The following is a 16,578-nucleotide window of genomic DNA, read 5'->3' as shown; positions in this document are numbered from 1 at the left end:
ACCCGCGCGGCCCGACGCCCCCTGCAATGCCGCGAATCGACGCCCGATGTTCGCGCTATTCGCCCAATCGAACCGCGCGGGTGCGCCGTATCCTGCAAGAACAAAAAATGGCGCGCCGAGGAGCCGGGCGCGCCTTGAGCAGATATGGAACGATATGCAAAAGCCAGCCCATCCGTCGAACGAAGCCTCCCGTATCGCACTGCTGCGCTCGCTGAACATTCTCGATACGCCGCCGGATGCGCGATTCGATCGATTGACGCGCCTCGCTAAGCGCCTTTTCGACGTACCGATCTCCACAGTCTCGCTCGTCGATTACGATCGGCAATGGTTCAAATCGTGTAACGGTCTCTCGCTAGACGAAACGCCGCGCGACACGTCGTTTTGCGGACATGCGATCCTCGGCGACGATTTGTTTGTGGTGGAGGATGCGCAAGCCGACCCGAGATTCTTCGATAGTCCCTTGGTGACGGGCGATCTCGGCATACGCTTTTATGCCGGGTGCCCGCTGCAGCTCCCAGGCGGCGGGCGCGTCGGCGCGCTTTCCATCGTGGATACGAAGCCGCGCCAGCTGGACGCCTCGGAATGCGACTTGCTGCGCGACCTCGGCCGCATCGCCGAGCGCGAACTTGAAGTATTGCAGTTGGCCGTAACAGACGATTTGACTGGACTGTCGAACCGGCGCGGTTTCGAAGCGCTCGGCCGCCACGTGCTTCAACTCTGCAAGCGGGGCCCCACACGCGCCTCGGTACTCTTGTTCGATCTGAACGACTTCAAGCAAATCAACGATGGGTACGGCCACGCCGAAGGCGATCGCGCGATCGTCGGCTTTGCCAACGTACTGCGCGAATCGCTGCGCGAAACCGACGTGTTGGCCCGGCTAGGGGGCGATGAGTTCGTCGCGCTCGTCGTCGACGCGCAAGATGGCGCCGAGGGGCACATTATCGAGCGCGTGCGGGACGGCATCGCGCGTTACAACGCCACCGGGGAGCGCGGCTACGATTTGAAGTTCAGCGTCGGCTGTGCGGCGTTCGACGCCAAGAAGGACCCGTCGATCGCCGATTTGGTGGACACGGCCGATCACGCAATGTATGCGAATAAGCGCGCGACGCGCCACGCCCATGCGCGCGCGCCGACACTCGCTCGGCACGATGCACTCGAGGGCGTTCAGTAGCCTTCGCCCTCAAGCGCTTCCGCCCCCCGCACAGACAAGCGAGGCGTTGGACTGCCCAGCCCACGCTTTTTGTATCGTGCTCGATCGATGAACAGAATCGTCTGTAATCCCGTTATTCTTTCTCTATTTCGATTTTAGCGGCATCAATTACCTAAAAAAATAAAAACCAACCTACCAATTTGCGTAGCATCAAACTTACAATCCATAACAAAAAAATAAAATATCGAAAGCAAGTTGACACATAATATCTCGCACGCCTAATCTCTCTTCCATCGCCCTAGACCGGTGCGAGCATGTCTTAGCATCGCGGCTTTTCTCGCTCGATGTTTTCCGGCGGTTTCGTCACGTTGATTAGTAGTCCTAACTAGCAGTCAGATCGCGGATTCGGCGTTTGCCGAGCCACGACCGCGTATGCCATTCACTCGCGTGCATCCATTTGCTCGCACGGCGTCGTTTTGTCTTTCTTCGAGATAGCTGGAAAAGAAATTCGTCTTAATCCGAACGAAACACTTCCCATTCGAGGGTTGAAAATGCGTCTCCCATTCAATACGAAATTGACCGGTATTTCCCTGGCAGCCGCTATTGTCCTGGCCGGCTGCGGCGGCGGCGACGGTGGATCGTCGAATGCAGCCGGTCGCGCAGGCGCCGCCGCGTCGCCGTCGTCGTCATCCTCGCCCGCCGTCACCCCGCCTGCCGCGCCGATGGCCGCTACCCCCGGGATCGACAAGACCGTGCCGCCCGTCGAAATGCCCGATACCGTCGTGCCGGTGAACTACCAACTGTGGTTCAGGCCGAACCCGGCGCTCAATGCATTCGACGGCCGTGCCGATGTCGAGATCAAGGTTCTGGAGCCCGTCAACTCGATCGTGGTGGCGGCGCACCGGCTGTCTTTCGTCAACGGCACACTGCTGCTTCAGCCCGGGAACATTTCGCTCATCGCCACACCGCAAGACGAAGGCGATTACTACCAGCTTCGTCCCCAAAGCGGCCAGATCGCACCGGGAACCTACTCGCTGCATATGGAGTGGAAAGGCATCATCAATTTCAAGACCTATGACGATCCGGTCGCGAAGACAGGCGGCAGTTGCGGCAACGATAACTACCCAGGCTGTTCCGCCGCCGAAGGCGTGTTCCGCGTCGACTTGAAATCCCCCACCGGCCAGACGAGCGGCGCCATCCTGACGCAAGGCGAATCCGATCTCGCTCGGCAATGGTTCCCGGGTTGGGACGAGCCGGCATTCCGGCCCACTTACGAGGTGAGCGCCGACGTACCGCAAAGCTGGCGGGTCGTCTCGAATGCTGCCGAGAAAGATGAAGTCAACGTCGATCAGGGCTACAAGCGCGTGAGCTTCGAAAAGACGCCGCCGATGCCCTCGTATCTGCTCTTCTTCGGCGGCGGCCAGTTCGACACGTTCGAGGACGATTTCTCGAGCCCGTTGCCCGATGGCGAGGGGCTGCATCTACGGATCTTCACGCCACCCGGCATGAAAGACTGGGCGCAGCCGGCGATGCAGGAAACCAAGCAGGCGCTCGATTTCTACTATCGCTATACGGGCATTCCCCTGCCCCTCAAGAAGTTCGATACGGTAGCGGCCAACGACGCGTTCAAAGCCGAGAAGGACCTGAACTTCGGCGGAATGGAGAACTGGGGTTCCATTCTCGAATTCGCCGACGACATCCTGCCGCCGCCCGGTACGACGATGTCGGACTATGGCGTCACGGTGCTCACGCACGAAGCGGCGCACCAGTGGTTCGGCGATCTCGTGACGCTCGATTGGTGGGACGATGTTTGGCTCAACGAATCGTTCGCGACGTTCTTCGAGAACAAGACGAAGATCGCGTTCTTCCCGGATCGCTTCAGTTGGGCAGGCCAGGTCAGAAACAAGTATCAGGTCATCGCGGGCGACGTTTCGTCGTCCTCATACCCGGTCGAACCGAACTTCAACGCGTGGGCGTCGAACGATTTCGTCATCAACGCGGCGTCGTTCGTCTACGACAAAGGCGGCCAGGTGCTGAAGATGATCGAGGGCTACCTGGGCGAAGAGGTCATGCGCAAGGCTCTTCAGCAGTATTTGACCGACTACGCGCTCGGCAACGGAACGCCTAAGCGGCTTTGGGACGAACTTGCGCGTGCGAGCGGTCAGCCGATGAATGCGATCGGCGACAGTTTCGTGCGGCAAACGGGCGTCCCGCTCGTCTCCATGGAGACGCAATGCGATCTGACAACCGATCAAACCGTCGTGTCGCTCAAGCAGCAGCCCTTCCCGAATCAGAACGCGTATCCCGGTACGCAATGGACGATCCCGCTCACGCTCGCCTATGGCTTTAACTTCGATAGCCGGAAGACAATCGCGATGTCGGACACGTCGATGCAAGTGCGGCTCGACGGCTGCGGGGCCGTGCTCGCCGATCCGAGCGGACAGGACTATTACGTCGTGAACTACGGCGACAACGCGTGGAGCCAGTTGTTCACGCAAAGCGGCGCGCTTCAGGACCCGCCGAGGCTGACGAACCTGAAGCTGGAAGCGCACCTCCTGGTGAACGCGGGCCTGGCCGATCCGTCCCGCGCGCAGAGCATCGATTCGCTCTCCGTTACGCCTAGCGTAGCGGCTCGAATGATGCTCACCGAGCGTGCGCCAAGGCCATCGTTCGCGCGGCGGATGCCGTTCTACCAAGGCCAGCTGAAGGCGACGACCAAACCGAAGGCGAAGTGAAACGAATGTCTCGGCATCTAGCGTGCTAGACGGGAAGCAATGTGTCGTGCCGCGCGCTCGAAACTATTCCGCGCGCGGCAAGACAAGCATCCGGGTATGCCCGCGGCACCACGAAGCACGCACACGATGAATGGATGGAAGCGGGCCCCTATTTGGGCGTGGATATGAGCGGCATCAGGTAGTGGTGCTCTATTGAGGCTGGCGAGCGCTATACGCCTCGTAATCCCCCCGGCCCCATTCGAGTTCGATGCCGATCCGCTGGGTCCCCGGTCGAATCTTCGGCTTGTGCAGCACGAGCGTAACGGTATCGAGCGCCCCCCATTGCTCGAACGACAGCACCGCCAGTTCGACCGCCAGCGTCTCGAGCAGCCGCGTATGCGGCTTCGTTTCCAAAAACTGCGTCAACCGCTCGCAATATTGCTCGTAGTCGATCCATTGATGCTCGCCCGTTTCGGCGGGTGTCGTTCGATAGACGAGGCGGGCATCGATCACCACGGGCTGCGGCGCCGCCTGCTCATGCGCGTGGATGCCCACGCGCGTAAGCGCTTCGAGCCCATCGACGAACACCGACCACCCGCGCCCGCTGCGCCCGGATGGCAGCGCAGTCGGACGCCATAACGCGTCGCGGACGGCAAACGGTTCGGCGGGCTTCACGATACGATCGGCGCGGCAGCGTCGAGCATGATGCGGCAGAAATAATCGGCGAAGCTGCGCCGCACGATGATATCGAAGGCATCGTCGGCCATCGGCACCAGCACGATCGAGGCCTTGAAGTAGTGGCTTTGCACGCACTGCCCGCGCCGCAGCAGTTTCGGATGCAGATCGAGCGGGCACCCGCGCGAGATGACGTCGCGCACACGTTCGCCGCTCGCTTCGAGGACCGTATAGCCGCTGCCTACGTCGACCACCGACGCGAACAACGCGCCCAATGCCGTGCGCAACTTGCCTTCGAGCTCCGGCTTGCGCGCCTCGTTCGACCGCACGAGCCATTCGTCGGGACCGAGCCACAGTGCATTGTGCTCGCTGCCTTGCACGACGGTGTTGGGCTGAGCAGGCAAGCGTGCCCCGATCACGCTCTCGACAGCGGCGATGAATGCGCCGTCGCCCGCTTCGCCGCGTACGTTCACGAGTTCGAGGAACGGCCGTTCGCGCAGGCGAAACAGCTTCGATTGCTGCGCCTGGCTCGCATCGAGCAACGCTTGAGCGCCGACGAGCGGCGATTCGAAGAGCACACCCGTCCCGGCCACTGCCGCACTGCTTCTATTCTCATTCCACATGCTGACGCACTCCTTCGACGTCGTAGAAAACGGGGCTGGCGATCGTCGCCGCCATCGATTTGCCGTTCAGATCCACCGATACCTTCTCGCCCATCTTGCCGAGCCCGCCTTTGACCACCGCCATCGCGATCGACCGCTTCAAAATCGGACTGTAGTAGCTCGACGTGACATGACCGAGCATGGGCAGCGGGCGATCGGCCACTTGATTCGCAGCCGGACCGCTTACGCCATGCACGAGAATCTGGCTGCCTTCGGGCAAGACATACGATGGGTCGTCGGTCAGCAGCCCGACCAATTGCTTGCGTCCTTCCTTCGCCGTATCCGAGCGCGTCAGCGAACGTTTGCCCAAGCAATCCTTCGTCTTCGCGACGAGCCCGCCCATGCCGAGATCGAAGGGCGTCATCGAACCGTCCGTATCCTGGCCGACAATGATGTAGCCCTTTTCCGCCCGCAACACGTGCATCGTTTCGGTGCCGTACGGCGTGATGTCGAACTCCTCGCCGGCGGCCATCAGCGCTTCCCAAACCGCGCGTCCCGCATTGGCCGGCACGTTCACTTCGTAAGCCAATTCGCCCGAGAAGCTGATCCGCATCACGCGTGCGGGTACGCCGGCCACGGTCCCTTCCCGGAACGTCATGAACGGGAACGCCTCGTTCGATACATCGATGTCGCGGCAAACCTTGCGCAACACCTTGCGGCTATTCGGGCCCACGACGGCGAACGTCGCGAAATGATCGGTCACGGACGTCATCCGCACCTTCATATCGGGCCATTCCGTCTGCACCCAACGCTCGAGCCAAGTCAGCACGCGCGCCGCCCCACCCGATGTCGTCGACATCAAATAGTGCTGCTCCCCGAGGCGCACCGTCACGCCGTCGTCGAACACCATGCCGTTCTCGTCGAGCATGAGCCCATAGCGGCACTTGCCGACTTCGAGCTTCGACCACGGGTTCGTATAAACCCAATTCAGCAGCTTGGCCGCATCGGGACCTTGAACGTCGATCTTGCCGAGCGTGGAGGCATCCATGATGCCGACGCTCGTACGCACCGCCAAACACTCGCGCGCAACGGCCGCGTGCAAGTCCTCGCCCGGCTTCGGGAAGTACCAAGGACGCTTCCAGTTGCCCACGTCCTCGAACAACGCGCCATGCTGGACATGCCACTCGTGGATGCAAGTCTTGCGAATCGGATCGATGAAATCGCCGATCTCGCGGCCCGCGATCGCACCGAAGGTCACCGGCGTGTAGTTGGGACGGAATGTCGTCGTGCCCGTCTCCGGGATGCTCTTGCCCAGCGCCTGCGCAAGAATCGCCATGCCGTTGATGTTGCCGAGCTTGCCTTGATCGGTGCCGAAACCCATCGCCGTGTAGCGCTTGACGTGCTCGACCGATTCGAAGCCTTCGCGAGCGGCGAGCAAGATATCCGCCGCCGACACGTCGTTTTGGAAATCGACGAACTGCTTCGGCCCGCGAGCGGCGGTTTCGCGCGTCCCAACCAGCCACAGCGGCAAGATGGGCGATTCCTTGATGTCGGCGACCTGGGGCGAGGCGGGCCGCGATACCGCCTTCAACCCCAGCGAATGCGCGGCCTCTATGCCGGCGTCGAGTGCCAAACGCAGCCCGCGCGCCAAGCTGAACTCGCCGGCCGCGGCGCCTATGCTCACCTCGGGCTGCATGCCCTTGCCCGGGACGAAGCACGCTTTCTCGTCGTGCCAATGCGCCTTGCCGCCCGATTGCGCGAACAGGTGCAGCACCGGGCTCCACCCGCCCGACATCGACACCAGATCGCAGGGCAACGTGGCGACGTGCGAGCCGACCGTGCCGCCCGCAAACGATGCGACTTCGACCGACGACACGCGCCACTTGCCCCGCGCCTCGTTGATCACGGCACCGTTCATCACGACGACACCATGGCGTCGCGCGGCGGCGGGCAACGATCCTTCGCTCTGCGCGCGCGGATCGACGACGGTCACCTTCGCGCCGCAGGCCTTCAGATCGAGCGCGCTTTGGTAGCCGTCGTCGTTGTTCGTGAACACGACCGCTTCGCGTCCCGGCAGCACGCCGTAACGCTGGATATAGGTCGACACGGCCGAGGCCAACATGATCCCGGGCAGATCGTTGTTGCCGAACACGAGCGGCCGCTCGTGCGCGCCGGTAGCCAGGATCACGCGCTTGGCCCGTACCTTCCAAACCAGTTCGCGCGTGCCCTTTCGCATCGATACCGGCAGATGATCGGTCAAGCGCTGCACGACGGTCACGAGGTTGTGGTCTTGATAGCCGAACGCCGTGCTACGCGACAAAATCTTGACGTCCGGCATCTGCGACAGCGCATGCTCGATCTTCTCCACCCATTGCATGGCGCTCTTGCCGTCGATCTGTGCGCGGCACGAGAGCAGAGAGCCGCCCAATTCGCGCTGATCGTCGACGAGGATCACGCGTGCACCGGCGCTGCCGGCCGCATGGGCCGCTGCGAGCCCGGCGGGGCCGCCGCCCACCACGAGCACGTCGCAATGCGCGAAGCACTTATCGTAGCGATCGGCATCGCGCGTGTCGGGTGCTTTACCGAGACCGGCGGCCTCGCGAATTTTCTCCTCGTACTTCGGCCACCATTTGCGCGGCCACATGAAGGTCTTGTAGTAGAACCCGGCAGGGATGAAGCGAGCGATCTTTTGGTTGATCGCGAGCCGATCGTTCTCGAGCGAAGGCTCCGCATTCACGCTCCTCGCGACGAGCCCCTGATATAACTCGATTTCGGTCGCGCGCGCGTTCGGCACGGTATAGGCGCCGCTTTCGAGCTGAACGATTGCGTTCGGCTCTTCGACGCCGGCCGTCATCACGCCACGCGGCCGGTGATACTTCCAGCTTCGCGCCACGAAACGCACGCCATTGGCGAGCAGCGCCGAGGCGAGCGTGTCGCCTTGATAGCCTTGATACGTGCGGCCGTTGAACGTGAACGTGAGCGGAATCGCCCGATTGATCCGCCCGCCCGCGCTCAGGCGATCTTTTTGATTGCTCATTTCACTTGCCCCCTTGCGTATTCTTGCGGGCGTCGGCTGCCTTCGCATCGCCCGCACCCGGCGCCGCGGCGCCTCCGAACGTTTCGTAGCTTTGGATCGCGTACGACACCGTATCGCGCGTCGCCATGAACCAGCGACGGCATCCTTGCGTATGCAACCACTGCTCGCGATGCACGCCGCGCGGATTCTTACGCATGAAGAGGTAATCGCCCCACTCTCGGTCGCTCAGTTTTTCGGGCTCGAGCGGGCGAGCGATGTCGGCCTCCCCGCCACAGGAAAATTCGCTTTCGGCGCGCGGCCCGCACCACGGGCATTCGATCAACAGCATGTCAGTCTCCGGTATCCAATAGGCCACACAGCGTGTTTTAGTGCGCAACGGCAGCGGCGCCGTGCTCGTCGATCAGATGGCCCGTGTAGAAGCGGTCCAGCGAGAAAGGCGCATTGAGCGGATGCGGTGCATCGTTCGCGATCGTGTGCGCGAACACCCAGCCCGAGCCGGGCGTCGCCTTGAATCCGCCCGTGCCCCATCCGCAGTTGAAGTACAAGCCCTTCACGTCGGTTTTGCTGATGATCGGGCAGGCGTCGGGCGAAACGTCGACGATGCCGCCCCACTGCCGGTTCATCCGTACGCGCGAGAACACCGGGAACATTTCGACGATGGCCTGCAGCGTGCCCTCGATCACGTGGAAGCTGCCGCGTTGGCCGAAACCCGTGTATTGATCGATACCCGCGCCGATCACCAAATCGCCCTTGTCGGACTGACTGATATAGGCGTGCACCGCGTTGGACATCACCACGGTATTCACGACGGGCTTGATCGGCTCGGAGACGAGCGCCTGCAGCGGATGGCTTTCGAGCGGCAGACGCACGCCGGCCATATCGGCCAGGGTGGTCGTATTGCCCGCGGCCACGACCGCGACTTTCTTCGCTTTGATGAATCCCTTCACCGTGTCGACGCCAACCACGGCGCCGCCCTCGCGGCGAATGCCGGTGACCTGGCAGTTTTGGATGATGTCCACGCCGTGGGCGTCCGCGCCGCGCGCAAAGCCCCAGGCCACCGCATCGTGGCGGGCCACGCCGCCGCGCCGCTGGAACGACGCGCCGAGCACGGGGTAACGGGCGTTGAGGTTGATCGTCGGCTCGATTTCCTTGATCTGCTCGGGCGTGAGGAATTCGGCATCGACGCCGTTGAGCCGGTTCGCGTTGACGCGCCGCATCGTATCGCGCACGTCTTGCAGCGTGTGGGCGAGATTCATCACGCCGCGCTGGCTGAACATGACGTTGTAGTTGACGTCTTGCGAGAGCCCTTCCCACAGCTTCATCGCTTTTTCGTACAGCGCCGCCGATTCGTCCCACAGATAATTCGAGCGAATGATCGTGGTGTTGCGCGCCGTATTGCCGCCCCCGATCCATCCTTTCTCGAGCACGGCGATGTTGCGCACGCCGTGCTCCTTCGCCAAGTAATAGGCTGTGGCAAGGCCATGCCCCCCACCGCCGACGATGACGACGTCGTACTCGCGTTTGGGTTCCGGGCTGCGCCATTGACGCTCCCAGTTCTCGTGGTACGACAATCCGTTGCGTACCAGACTGAATATCGAAAAGCGGCTCATAGCGGTGGTCTCGAAGGAAAGATTGGCCTTGACTTTGGGTTAGCTCGATTCAGCATTCGATGACGTTCACGGCCAACCCGCCGCGCGACGTCTCCTTGTATTTGGTCTTCATATCGGCGCCCGTCTCGCGCATCGTCTTGATGACCGAATCGAGCGAAACGTAGTGTTGGCCGTCGCCTTTGAGCGCCATGCGCGATGCGTTCAGCGCCTTGATCGCACCCATCGCGTTGCGCTCGATGCAGGGAATTTGCACGAGCCCGCCGACGGGATCGCACGTCATGCCGAGGTTGTGCTCCATGCCGATCTCGGCGGCGTTCTCCACCTGCCGGGGCGTGCCCCCCATGACGGCTGCGAGCGCCGCGGCGGCCATCGAGCACGCCACGCCCACCTCGCCCTGGCAGCCCACTTCGGCGCCCGAGATCGAAGCGGTTTCTTTGTAGATGATGCCGATCGCGGCGGCCGTCAGCAGAAAATCGACGATGCCGTCGTCGTTCGCGCCGGGCACGAACTTGACGTAGTAATGCAGCACGGCGGGAATGACACCGGCCGCGCCGTTCGTCGGCGCGGTCACCACGCGTCCGCCCGCGGCGTTCTCTTCGTTGACGGCCATCGCGTAAAGGTTGACCCAATCGAGCATCGACAACGGGTCGCGCAGCGATTCTTCCGAGCGCGCACGCAGGTTCTTGGAAAGTTCGGCTGCCCGGCGCTTGACGCGCATCGGCCCCGGCAGCTCGCCCTCGGTGCGGCAACCGCGCTCGACGCACGCGGCCATCGTTCGCCAGATCGCCAGCAAGCCTTCGCGCACTTCGGCCGGGGAACGCGATGCGCATTCGTTTTCGAAAGCGACGCGAGCGATCGACAGGCCGCTGTCCGCGCACGCGCGCAGCAAATCGGCGCCCGTGCGGAACGGATATGGCACCTCGGCACCGGCGCGAACGCCGTTCACGCGATCGCCGTCGCGGTTCACGACGAAGCCGCCGCCCACCGAGTAATACTCTTTCTCGACGAGCAGTTGACCGTTTTCGTCGAAAGCTTGAAAACGCATGCCGTTCGGGTGGACCACGCTCGTGCCGCTCATCATCCGGCGGTAGAACGAGAGATCGTCCTTTTCGTCGAAACGGATGTCGGTGCTGCCCATCAAACGCAGGCATTTGTCGGATCGAATCGCCGCCAAGCGCGGCTCGATCAGATCGGGGTCGATGGAATCGGGGAGATGGCCTTCGAGGCCGAGCAAAACCGCTTTATCGGTGCCGTGGCCCTTGCCCGTGGCGCCAAGCGAGCCATAGAGTTCGACTTTGACGCGACGCACATAGGCGAGCAGATTGGCGTCTTCGACATGGGAAACGAAACGGCATGCGGCGATCATCGGCCCGACCGTATGCGAGCTCGACGGACCGATGCCGATCTTGAACAGATCGAAGACGCTGACGTTCATGGGGACTGCCTCGCGTTGAGTTCGAAAGTTGGAATGCGCTATGGACGCAAGTACACCAAAGCGTAAAATCCACCGATAGAACAAAAACGGCATCGCTGTGGGATGCCATCGCCAATTGCCGTTGCGGCACGCCGGTGCGTGCGCTTCGACGATGATCGATGACGGAAAACCACAAACGCCGAGCGGCGCAATCGGCGACGCTGGGCGGGCCTGCCGCTGCGTCCCCCATTCCTCACTCGCATGAACGCCGTCGATCCGTCACCGCTCGTTTCCACCCCCTCCCGAGAGCGCATTCGCTTCGGGATTTTGCTGCTGCCCAATTTCACGCTGACGGCGTTTTCGGGTTTCGTCGACATGTTGCGGCTCTCGGCCGACGACAGCGATTTCAGCAAGCCCGTGCGTTGTGCTTGGAGCGTCGTGGGCAAGACGCTCGCACCGGTCCGGGCCAGTTGCGGCATCCAAGTCACGCCTTGGGAAACGTTCGACGAGGCCGAGCCGTTCGATTACGTGGTGGTGGTAGGCGGGCTCCTGCATTCGGGCCCGCAGGCCGACGACGAGACGCTCGCGTTCATTCGTCGCGCGGCGAGCAACGGCGCGACCGTGGTCGGTATTTGTACGGGGGTGTTTACGCTCATGCGGGCGGGGGTGCTCGAGGGCCACCGCGTATGCGTCAGTTGGTTTCACTATTGGGATTTCATCGAGCGCTTCCCGGCCGCCGACGCGCAGATGCTGGTGGCCGATCGGCTGTTCGTAATCGATCGTCGGCGCATTACGTGTTCGGGCGGGCGCGCTTCGATCGACGTGGCCGCGGCGATTTTGCTGCGGCATTTCGATCACGCGACGGTGCAAAAGGCGCTGCGTATCCTGCTCGTGGGAGAGATGCAGGGCGGCAACGCCCCGCAGCCTCACCCACCGGGGCTGGAGCCCGCCACGCATCCGAAGATCAAGCGCGCGATCTTGCTGATGGAGCAGCATCTGGGGCGTGCGCTGACGCTCGAAGAATTGGCCGGTAAGCTCGACTTATCGCCGCGTCAATTGGAGCGGCTTTTCAAGGCGCAGACGGGCAAATCGCCGCAGACGTTCGCCAAGCACGTGCGGCTGCGCACGGCGGCTTGGCTGCTGACGAGTTCCGACCGATCCGTGGCCGATATCGCATCGAGTTGCGGCTTTTCCGATGCCTCGCATTTGGGGCGCGAGTTCCGCAAGCAGTATGGGATGCCGCCCGTGGCGTTTCGCGAGCAGCGCGCGGGCAATGCGGCGGACGAGCAGGCGTGCGAGGCGTATTTCTTGGCGTCGGGGGCGATGTCTTGAGGTTGGGTAGTGTGCAATGAAGTCCACCGAGCACACCGCCGTGGCTTGCCGACGCAACGCGGTACCGTGTCGAACAACGTCAGTGCCCGAGCAACGCGCTTTCCCCCCCGTTAGCGCCTCGCGGCTATCGGGGTGCTCTCCGTAGAGGATGCTCCGACAGGTATACCCTCAGCGCAGCATTCATACGCGTTTGCCAGCCATCGCCCGTGGCGCGAAACGCCTCCAAGATATCTGCGTCATAGCGGATGCTGACCTGTTCTTTGGGGCTTTCTAAGGGTGGACGACCCGCGCGGCGCTTGGCCATGACTTCCTCGAATGGGCGCAACCGCTTGAACTCCTCGTCGCTTAACTCTCGTGTATCCGGATCTGCAGCGATACCGCGCCGGATCGCTGCGTCTTCCTCGTCCGTCGGATAGACGAACTTACGTTTGCTGCTCATAGCGTTGAACCTCTCTACGGTTGTCTAGAGCGCGTTGGGGAGCACGCAGACCAGCAGACGTGCGAGGCAGATTCGCTCGGCCACCCATGACCCAGCATATGGGCGGTGCGGCTTGATTACGGTGCGCCTAGACCGCATAGTTTTCGCGAAGATTTCTAAGAGGTCTTTGCGGTAGCTCCCGGGTGCCGATCTTCGAATCACCCTCGCTGCTGAAACGGCCGAACGCTAGCCACCCTATGTACGCCCCACCTTTAAAAAGCAATCCGAACATGGCGCAGATCTTCAGCAGCGGTACGTTTCCCGAAGCCGGCTCGCAAATCATGCCTGCCGATCAACTCTCTCCGGTGGCATGCGATGGGCTGAAGGCGAAGGACGGCACTCTTGTGGTGGTCGGGCACATACAGGACCTGCGTGCCGGCGTCACTGAGAGTGCACTGGCACTCAAGTTCTTCGAGGACGGGCAATGCCTGTCGAAAATTTATGCCGCTCGATACGACCGGGAACTGGTCGGGGTAACCGAGCTTGCGGACGGAAATCTCATCGCCGTCGGCCAGGCTCGCTCGGCACTGACGAGCACGGAGCCGGACATATGGGTTGCCCAGCTCAGCGCAGACACATTGGAGATAACATGGGAGCGGTCGATTCCCGGCTACCTGGGTTGCGCCGTGACCGCCACGCTCGACGGAGGTTTCGCGGTTGTAGGACTGTCTTGCGCAAGTGGCGGAACCCAAGTCGTGAAATTCGCTAAAGACGCGAAGATACGTTGGGCTGTTCAATGGAATAAAACCTACGCCGGCAGGACAATGTACGCCATCGTGCCCACCGAAGATGGAGGCTTTATATGCGCGGGCTATGGCGATCCCAATGTTGGCGTCGCTCGCGCCAAAATCTCCGCCATGCGTCTAAATTCAGATGGCTCATTGGTGTGGGCGAAACTATACGCCACCGAAATCGAACTCCCCATCAAACGTTGCGGTTTAATTCAAACAAAGGCGGACGGAAAGTTCGTCATTGCGATAGGACAATGGTTATGCAAGATCGACGGGCGTGGAAACCTGCCGTCGATTCGACTATGCAAGCAGTCGAAGCTCGCGTGCATAGCGGAACTCGCCGACGGCAAACTGGCTATCGGCGGCACGCAGTTGCTAAAAAACGGGGACGGCCACGGCTACTTTGCCGTCGTCCCAGCCGAGCAGACGACCATCGACTACGACAACGGCAACCCCGTGACCGACAGCACGGTTGTCGCAATCGTGCCGGCGGGCCCCGCAGCCGTGATCACGGCCAGTTGCGCACAGAACCCGGCCGACGGGAGAGGCTTCATTCTGATGACGGGTTACAAGAACGTGACGGATATCAGGCAGTTAGGCTCGCAGGTCGCAAATTCGCCCGCGGCGGACGAAGCGCCCGCTCACGAAACACCGTAGGCCGCGCGGGGATACGGTGCAACCGCCCCGTGGCCTCGCCGCGCCCATCGTCCGCCCCTCCCGGGGTGGACAATCGCCTCAATGCGTTGCGATATACGACTTCACCGCCGTCAAGCCATCCTTGCCGTCGAGCGTCGTCACACCCGCCAGCCACTTATCGAGCACCTGCGGGTTCTTCTTCAGCCACGCGGTAGCCGCCTTGTTCGGGTCTTGCTTGTCCATAATCGGCACCATCACGTGGTTTTCGATATCCGTCGTGAAATGCAAGTTGGACACGAGCTTCGCCGCATTCGGACAACGCGCGGCATAATCGGGCGGCGTTGCCGTGAAGACCTTCGCCTCGCCATAGTTCGGCCCGAACACGTCGTCGCCGCCGCTCAGGTAGTCGATCTTCATTTGCACGTTCATCGGATGCGGCTCCCATCCGAGGAACACGATCCACTGCTTCTCGCGAACCGCCTTGTTCACCTGCACCAGCATGCCCGCTTCGCTCGACTCCACGAGCTTGAACTTGCCGAGACCGAACTGATTGCCGTCGATCATCTTCTTGATCAACGCGTTACCGTCGTTGCCGGGCTCGATCCCATAGATGCGGCCGCCCAGCTTATCGGCGTACTTCTGGATATCCGCAAACGATTTGAGGCCGCCGTTGTAAACATAATCCGGCACCGCCAACGTGTATTTCGCGCCGGTCAGATTCGGCGCCGCCAACACTTCGATTTGCTTCGCCTTGACGAACGGATCGATCATCGGATCCATCGTGGGCGACCAATAGCCGAGAAAGACGTCGATATGCTTGCTCTTGATGCCCGCGAACGTGATCGGCACCGATGCGATCGTCTTCGTCGGGTTGTAGCCCAAACCCTCGAACACGGCCGATGCGAGCCCGGTCGTGGCCGCGATGTCCGTCCAACCGACATCGGCAAAGCGAACGTTTCGACATGCGGCCGGATCCGCCGCATAGGCGCTCGTCGTCAGTAAAGCCGCGGCGGCCGCCACCCAGCCGGCCTTCATCAAGCGTCGGTTCATTAGACTCTCCTCAATCGCACAATTATGTCGGCTCTTCGCCGTTTCGGGAACTTCGACGTATTGCAAGGACTCCTAAACAATCTTCTACAACGCTGAAACCAAGCGCCCCTAACCGCTCAATTGGCTTGCCGGCGTTCCCGGCTCGGCGCATAGCCGAACTGCGCGCGATACGCCTTGCTGAAATGACACGGCGATTGAAAGCCGCACACCGAGGTCACGCACGCGATCGACGCATCGGTCGTACGCAACAAATCGCGCGCGCGCCGCAAGCGCAACGAGAGGTAGTAATGCGTGGGCGATACGTCCAAATACACCTTGAACATCCGTTGCAGATGCCGCTGCGATAGCCTCACGAGCCGGGCCAATTCTTCGAGCGAAAGCGGCTCCTCGATGTTTGCTTCCATCAGCCGCACGACCTCGATCAGCTCGGCGCGCGAGAAGCCGATCCGCGCGTCCACGGGAATCGGTTGATGATCGTTCGCGCTACGGATCCGTTCGAGAATGAATTGCGCCGAGACCTGCGCCGCCAGATTGCGGCCCAGCCGCTCGCCCACCAGATGCAGCATCAAATCGAGCGGAGCTGTCCCGCCCGTGCAGGTCAATCGATCGCGATCGATGACGAAGAGTTCGTCACGAAACTTCACGCGCGGAAATTCCGCGTGCAGCGACGACATATCCTCCCAATGCACCGTGCAGCGATAGTCGTCGAGCAAGCCCGCGCTCATGAGGGCATACGCGCCGGTACAGATCGCACCGAGCGGCACCCCACGCGCGCCCAGATCGGCCAGCAGCGTCTTGACGCGCGAGTCCACCGCCGAGCGGATCTGCGTGCCGCCGCACACGACCAGGACGTCGGGCGTGCCGACCTCTTCGAGCGTGCGCGTCGGCGTCACCGTCACGCCATTGCTGGCCCGCACCGGGATGCCGTCGGCCGAGACGACCGACCACCGATAGTGCGTGGCTCGGCTGACGTAGTTCGTCATCCTCAGCACTTCGACCGCGCTCGTGAACGCGATCATCGAGAAGTTGGGCAGCGTCAAGAACCCGAAGTGCACGGGCATCGACGCCGCGATTTCAGGCTGCATCGCAGTGACTGGCTGCGTCGCACTGGCGGGCTGCATCACAGTGGCTGGCTGCATGCGTGCCTCG

13 protein-coding genes are annotated in these 16,578 nt (G+C 62.0%); 4 read left to right on the top strand and 9 right to left on the bottom strand.

Going from position 1 to position 16,578, the window contains the following annotated elements; all coding sequences use genetic code 11:
• Positions 1-154 precede the first annotated feature (154 nt).
• Positions 155-1,171 carry a sensor domain-containing diguanylate cyclase gene (locus ACTHN9_RS14040; protein WP_440537367.1) on the top strand — a complete coding sequence of 339 codons (1,017 nt, stop codon included), beginning with the start codon at positions 155-157 and terminating at the stop codon, positions 1,169-1,171.
• Positions 1,172-1,701: 530 nt separating this feature from the next.
• Positions 1,702-3,885 (top strand): M1 family metallopeptidase, encoded by a 2,184-nt coding sequence (locus ACTHN9_RS14035; protein ID WP_440537366.1) that lies wholly within the window; start codon positions 1,702-1,704, stop codon positions 3,883-3,885.
• Between the two features lie 189 nt (positions 3,886-4,074).
• On the opposite strand, the gene ACTHN9_RS14030 is transcribed toward ACTHN9_RS14035, so the two are convergent.
• From ACTHN9_RS14030 to ACTHN9_RS14005, 6 genes are read right to left on the bottom strand one after another with little or no spacing between them, the layout of a single operon-like run.
• Positions 4,075-4,539 carry a dihydroneopterin aldolase gene (locus ACTHN9_RS14030; protein ID WP_440537365.1) on the bottom strand — a complete coding sequence of 155 codons (465 nt, stop codon included), beginning with the start codon at positions 4,537-4,539 and terminating at the stop codon, positions 4,075-4,077.
• Positions 4,536-5,162, bottom strand: a complete 627-nt coding sequence (locus ACTHN9_RS14025; protein ID WP_440537364.1) for a sarcosine oxidase subunit gamma — start codon at positions 5,160-5,162, stop codon at positions 4,536-4,538. The genes ACTHN9_RS14030 and ACTHN9_RS14025 overlap by 4 nt, the downstream gene beginning before the upstream one ends.
• Positions 5,152-8,178 carry a sarcosine oxidase subunit alpha family protein gene (locus tag ACTHN9_RS14020; RefSeq protein WP_440537363.1) on the bottom strand — a complete coding sequence of 1,009 codons (3,027 nt, stop codon included), beginning with the start codon at positions 8,176-8,178 and terminating at the stop codon, positions 5,152-5,154. Before ACTHN9_RS14020 ends, ACTHN9_RS14025 begins: the two co-directional genes overlap by 11 nt.
• 1 nt (position 8,179) lies before the next feature.
• Complete coding sequence (locus tag ACTHN9_RS14015) at positions 8,180-8,506, bottom strand: sarcosine oxidase subunit delta (protein ID WP_440537362.1); 327 nt, start codon at positions 8,504-8,506, stop codon at positions 8,180-8,182.
• 37 nt (positions 8,507-8,543) lie between these two features.
• A complete protein-coding gene (locus ACTHN9_RS14010) occupies positions 8,544-9,788 on the bottom strand; it encodes a sarcosine oxidase subunit beta family protein (RefSeq protein ID WP_440537361.1) in 1,245 nt (414 codons plus the stop codon).
• 49 nt (positions 9,789-9,837) lie between these two features.
• Positions 9,838-11,223: an L-serine ammonia-lyase gene (locus ACTHN9_RS14005; RefSeq protein WP_440537360.1), complete on the bottom strand. Its 1,386-nt coding sequence runs from the start codon at positions 11,221-11,223 to the stop codon at positions 9,838-9,840.
• 240 nt (positions 11,224-11,463) lie between these two features.
• On the opposite strand from ACTHN9_RS14005, the gene ACTHN9_RS14000 reads away from it, so the two are divergent.
• Positions 11,464-12,534 (top strand): GlxA family transcriptional regulator, encoded by a 1,071-nt coding sequence (locus tag ACTHN9_RS14000; protein ID WP_440537359.1) that lies wholly within the window; start codon positions 11,464-11,466, stop codon positions 12,532-12,534.
• A 124-nt stretch (positions 12,535-12,658) separates the two neighbouring features.
• Here the strand turns inward: ACTHN9_RS14000 and ACTHN9_RS13995 are convergent, their stop codons facing one another.
• Positions 12,659-12,973 carry a BrnA antitoxin family protein gene (locus ACTHN9_RS13995; RefSeq protein ID WP_440537358.1) on the bottom strand — a complete coding sequence of 105 codons (315 nt, stop codon included), beginning with the start codon at positions 12,971-12,973 and terminating at the stop codon, positions 12,659-12,661.
• Positions 12,974-13,209: 236 nt separating this feature from the next.
• On the opposite strand from ACTHN9_RS13995, the gene ACTHN9_RS13990 reads away from it, so the two are divergent.
• Positions 13,210-14,400, top strand: coding sequence for a hypothetical protein (locus ACTHN9_RS13990; protein ID WP_440537357.1), 1,191 nt, complete (start codon positions 13,210-13,212; stop codon positions 14,398-14,400).
• A 78-nt stretch (positions 14,401-14,478) separates the two neighbouring features.
• On the opposite strand, the gene ACTHN9_RS13985 is transcribed toward ACTHN9_RS13990, so the two are convergent.
• Together ACTHN9_RS13985 and ACTHN9_RS13980 are read right to left on the bottom strand one after the other, a co-directional pair.
• Positions 14,479-15,414 (bottom strand): choline ABC transporter substrate-binding protein, encoded by a 936-nt coding sequence (locus ACTHN9_RS13985; RefSeq protein ID WP_440537434.1) that lies wholly within the window; start codon positions 15,412-15,414, stop codon positions 14,479-14,481.
• A 131-nt stretch (positions 15,415-15,545) separates the two neighbouring features.
• Positions 15,546-16,568 (bottom strand): GlxA family transcriptional regulator, encoded by a 1,023-nt coding sequence (locus tag ACTHN9_RS13980; protein ID WP_440537356.1) that lies wholly within the window; start codon positions 16,566-16,568, stop codon positions 15,546-15,548.
• Positions 16,569-16,578: the final 10 nt, after the last annotated feature.

The organism is Trinickia sp., from assembly GCF_051953405.1.
GTDB lineage: Bacteria > Pseudomonadota > Gammaproteobacteria > Burkholderiales > Burkholderiaceae > Trinickia.
This window is presented reverse-complemented; position numbering and strand designations above follow the sequence as displayed.

Excerpts from the sequence above, each read along its gene's own strand:
- ACTHN9_RS14040 (WP_440537367.1), top strand. The coding sequence starts at position 155 with ATGCAAAAGCCAGCCCATCCGTCGAACGAAGCCTCCCGTATCGCACTG.
- ACTHN9_RS14035 (WP_440537366.1), top strand. The coding sequence starts at position 1,702 with ATGCGTCTCCCATTCAATACGAAATTGACCGGTATTTCCCTGGCAGCC.
- ACTHN9_RS14025 (WP_440537364.1), bottom strand. The coding sequence starts at position 5,162 with ATGTGGAATGAGAATAGAAGCAGTGCGGCAGTGGCCGGGACGGGTGTG.
- ACTHN9_RS14020 (WP_440537363.1), bottom strand. The coding sequence starts at position 8,178 with ATGAGCAATCAAAAAGATCGCCTGAGCGCGGGCGGGCGGATCAATCGG.
- ACTHN9_RS14015 (WP_440537362.1), bottom strand. The coding sequence starts at position 8,506 with ATGCTGTTGATCGAATGCCCGTGGTGCGGGCCGCGCGCCGAAAGCGAA.
- ACTHN9_RS14010 (WP_440537361.1), bottom strand. The coding sequence starts at position 9,788 with ATGAGCCGCTTTTCGATATTCAGTCTGGTACGCAACGGATTGTCGTAC.
- ACTHN9_RS14005 (WP_440537360.1), bottom strand. The coding sequence starts at position 11,223 with ATGAACGTCAGCGTCTTCGATCTGTTCAAGATCGGCATCGGTCCGTCG.
- ACTHN9_RS14000 (WP_440537359.1), top strand. The coding sequence starts at position 11,464 with ATGAACGCCGTCGATCCGTCACCGCTCGTTTCCACCCCCTCCCGAGAG.
- ACTHN9_RS13995 (WP_440537358.1), bottom strand. The coding sequence starts at position 12,973 with ATGAGCAGCAAACGTAAGTTCGTCTATCCGACGGACGAGGAAGACGCA.
- ACTHN9_RS13990 (WP_440537357.1), top strand. The coding sequence starts at position 13,210 with ATGTACGCCCCACCTTTAAAAAGCAATCCGAACATGGCGCAGATCTTC.
- ACTHN9_RS13985 (WP_440537434.1), bottom strand. The coding sequence starts at position 15,414 with ATGAAGGCCGGCTGGGTGGCGGCCGCCGCGGCTTTACTGACGACGAGC.
- ACTHN9_RS13980 (WP_440537356.1), bottom strand. The coding sequence starts at position 16,568 with ATGCAGCCAGCCACTGTGATGCAGCCCGCCAGTGCGACGCAGCCAGTC.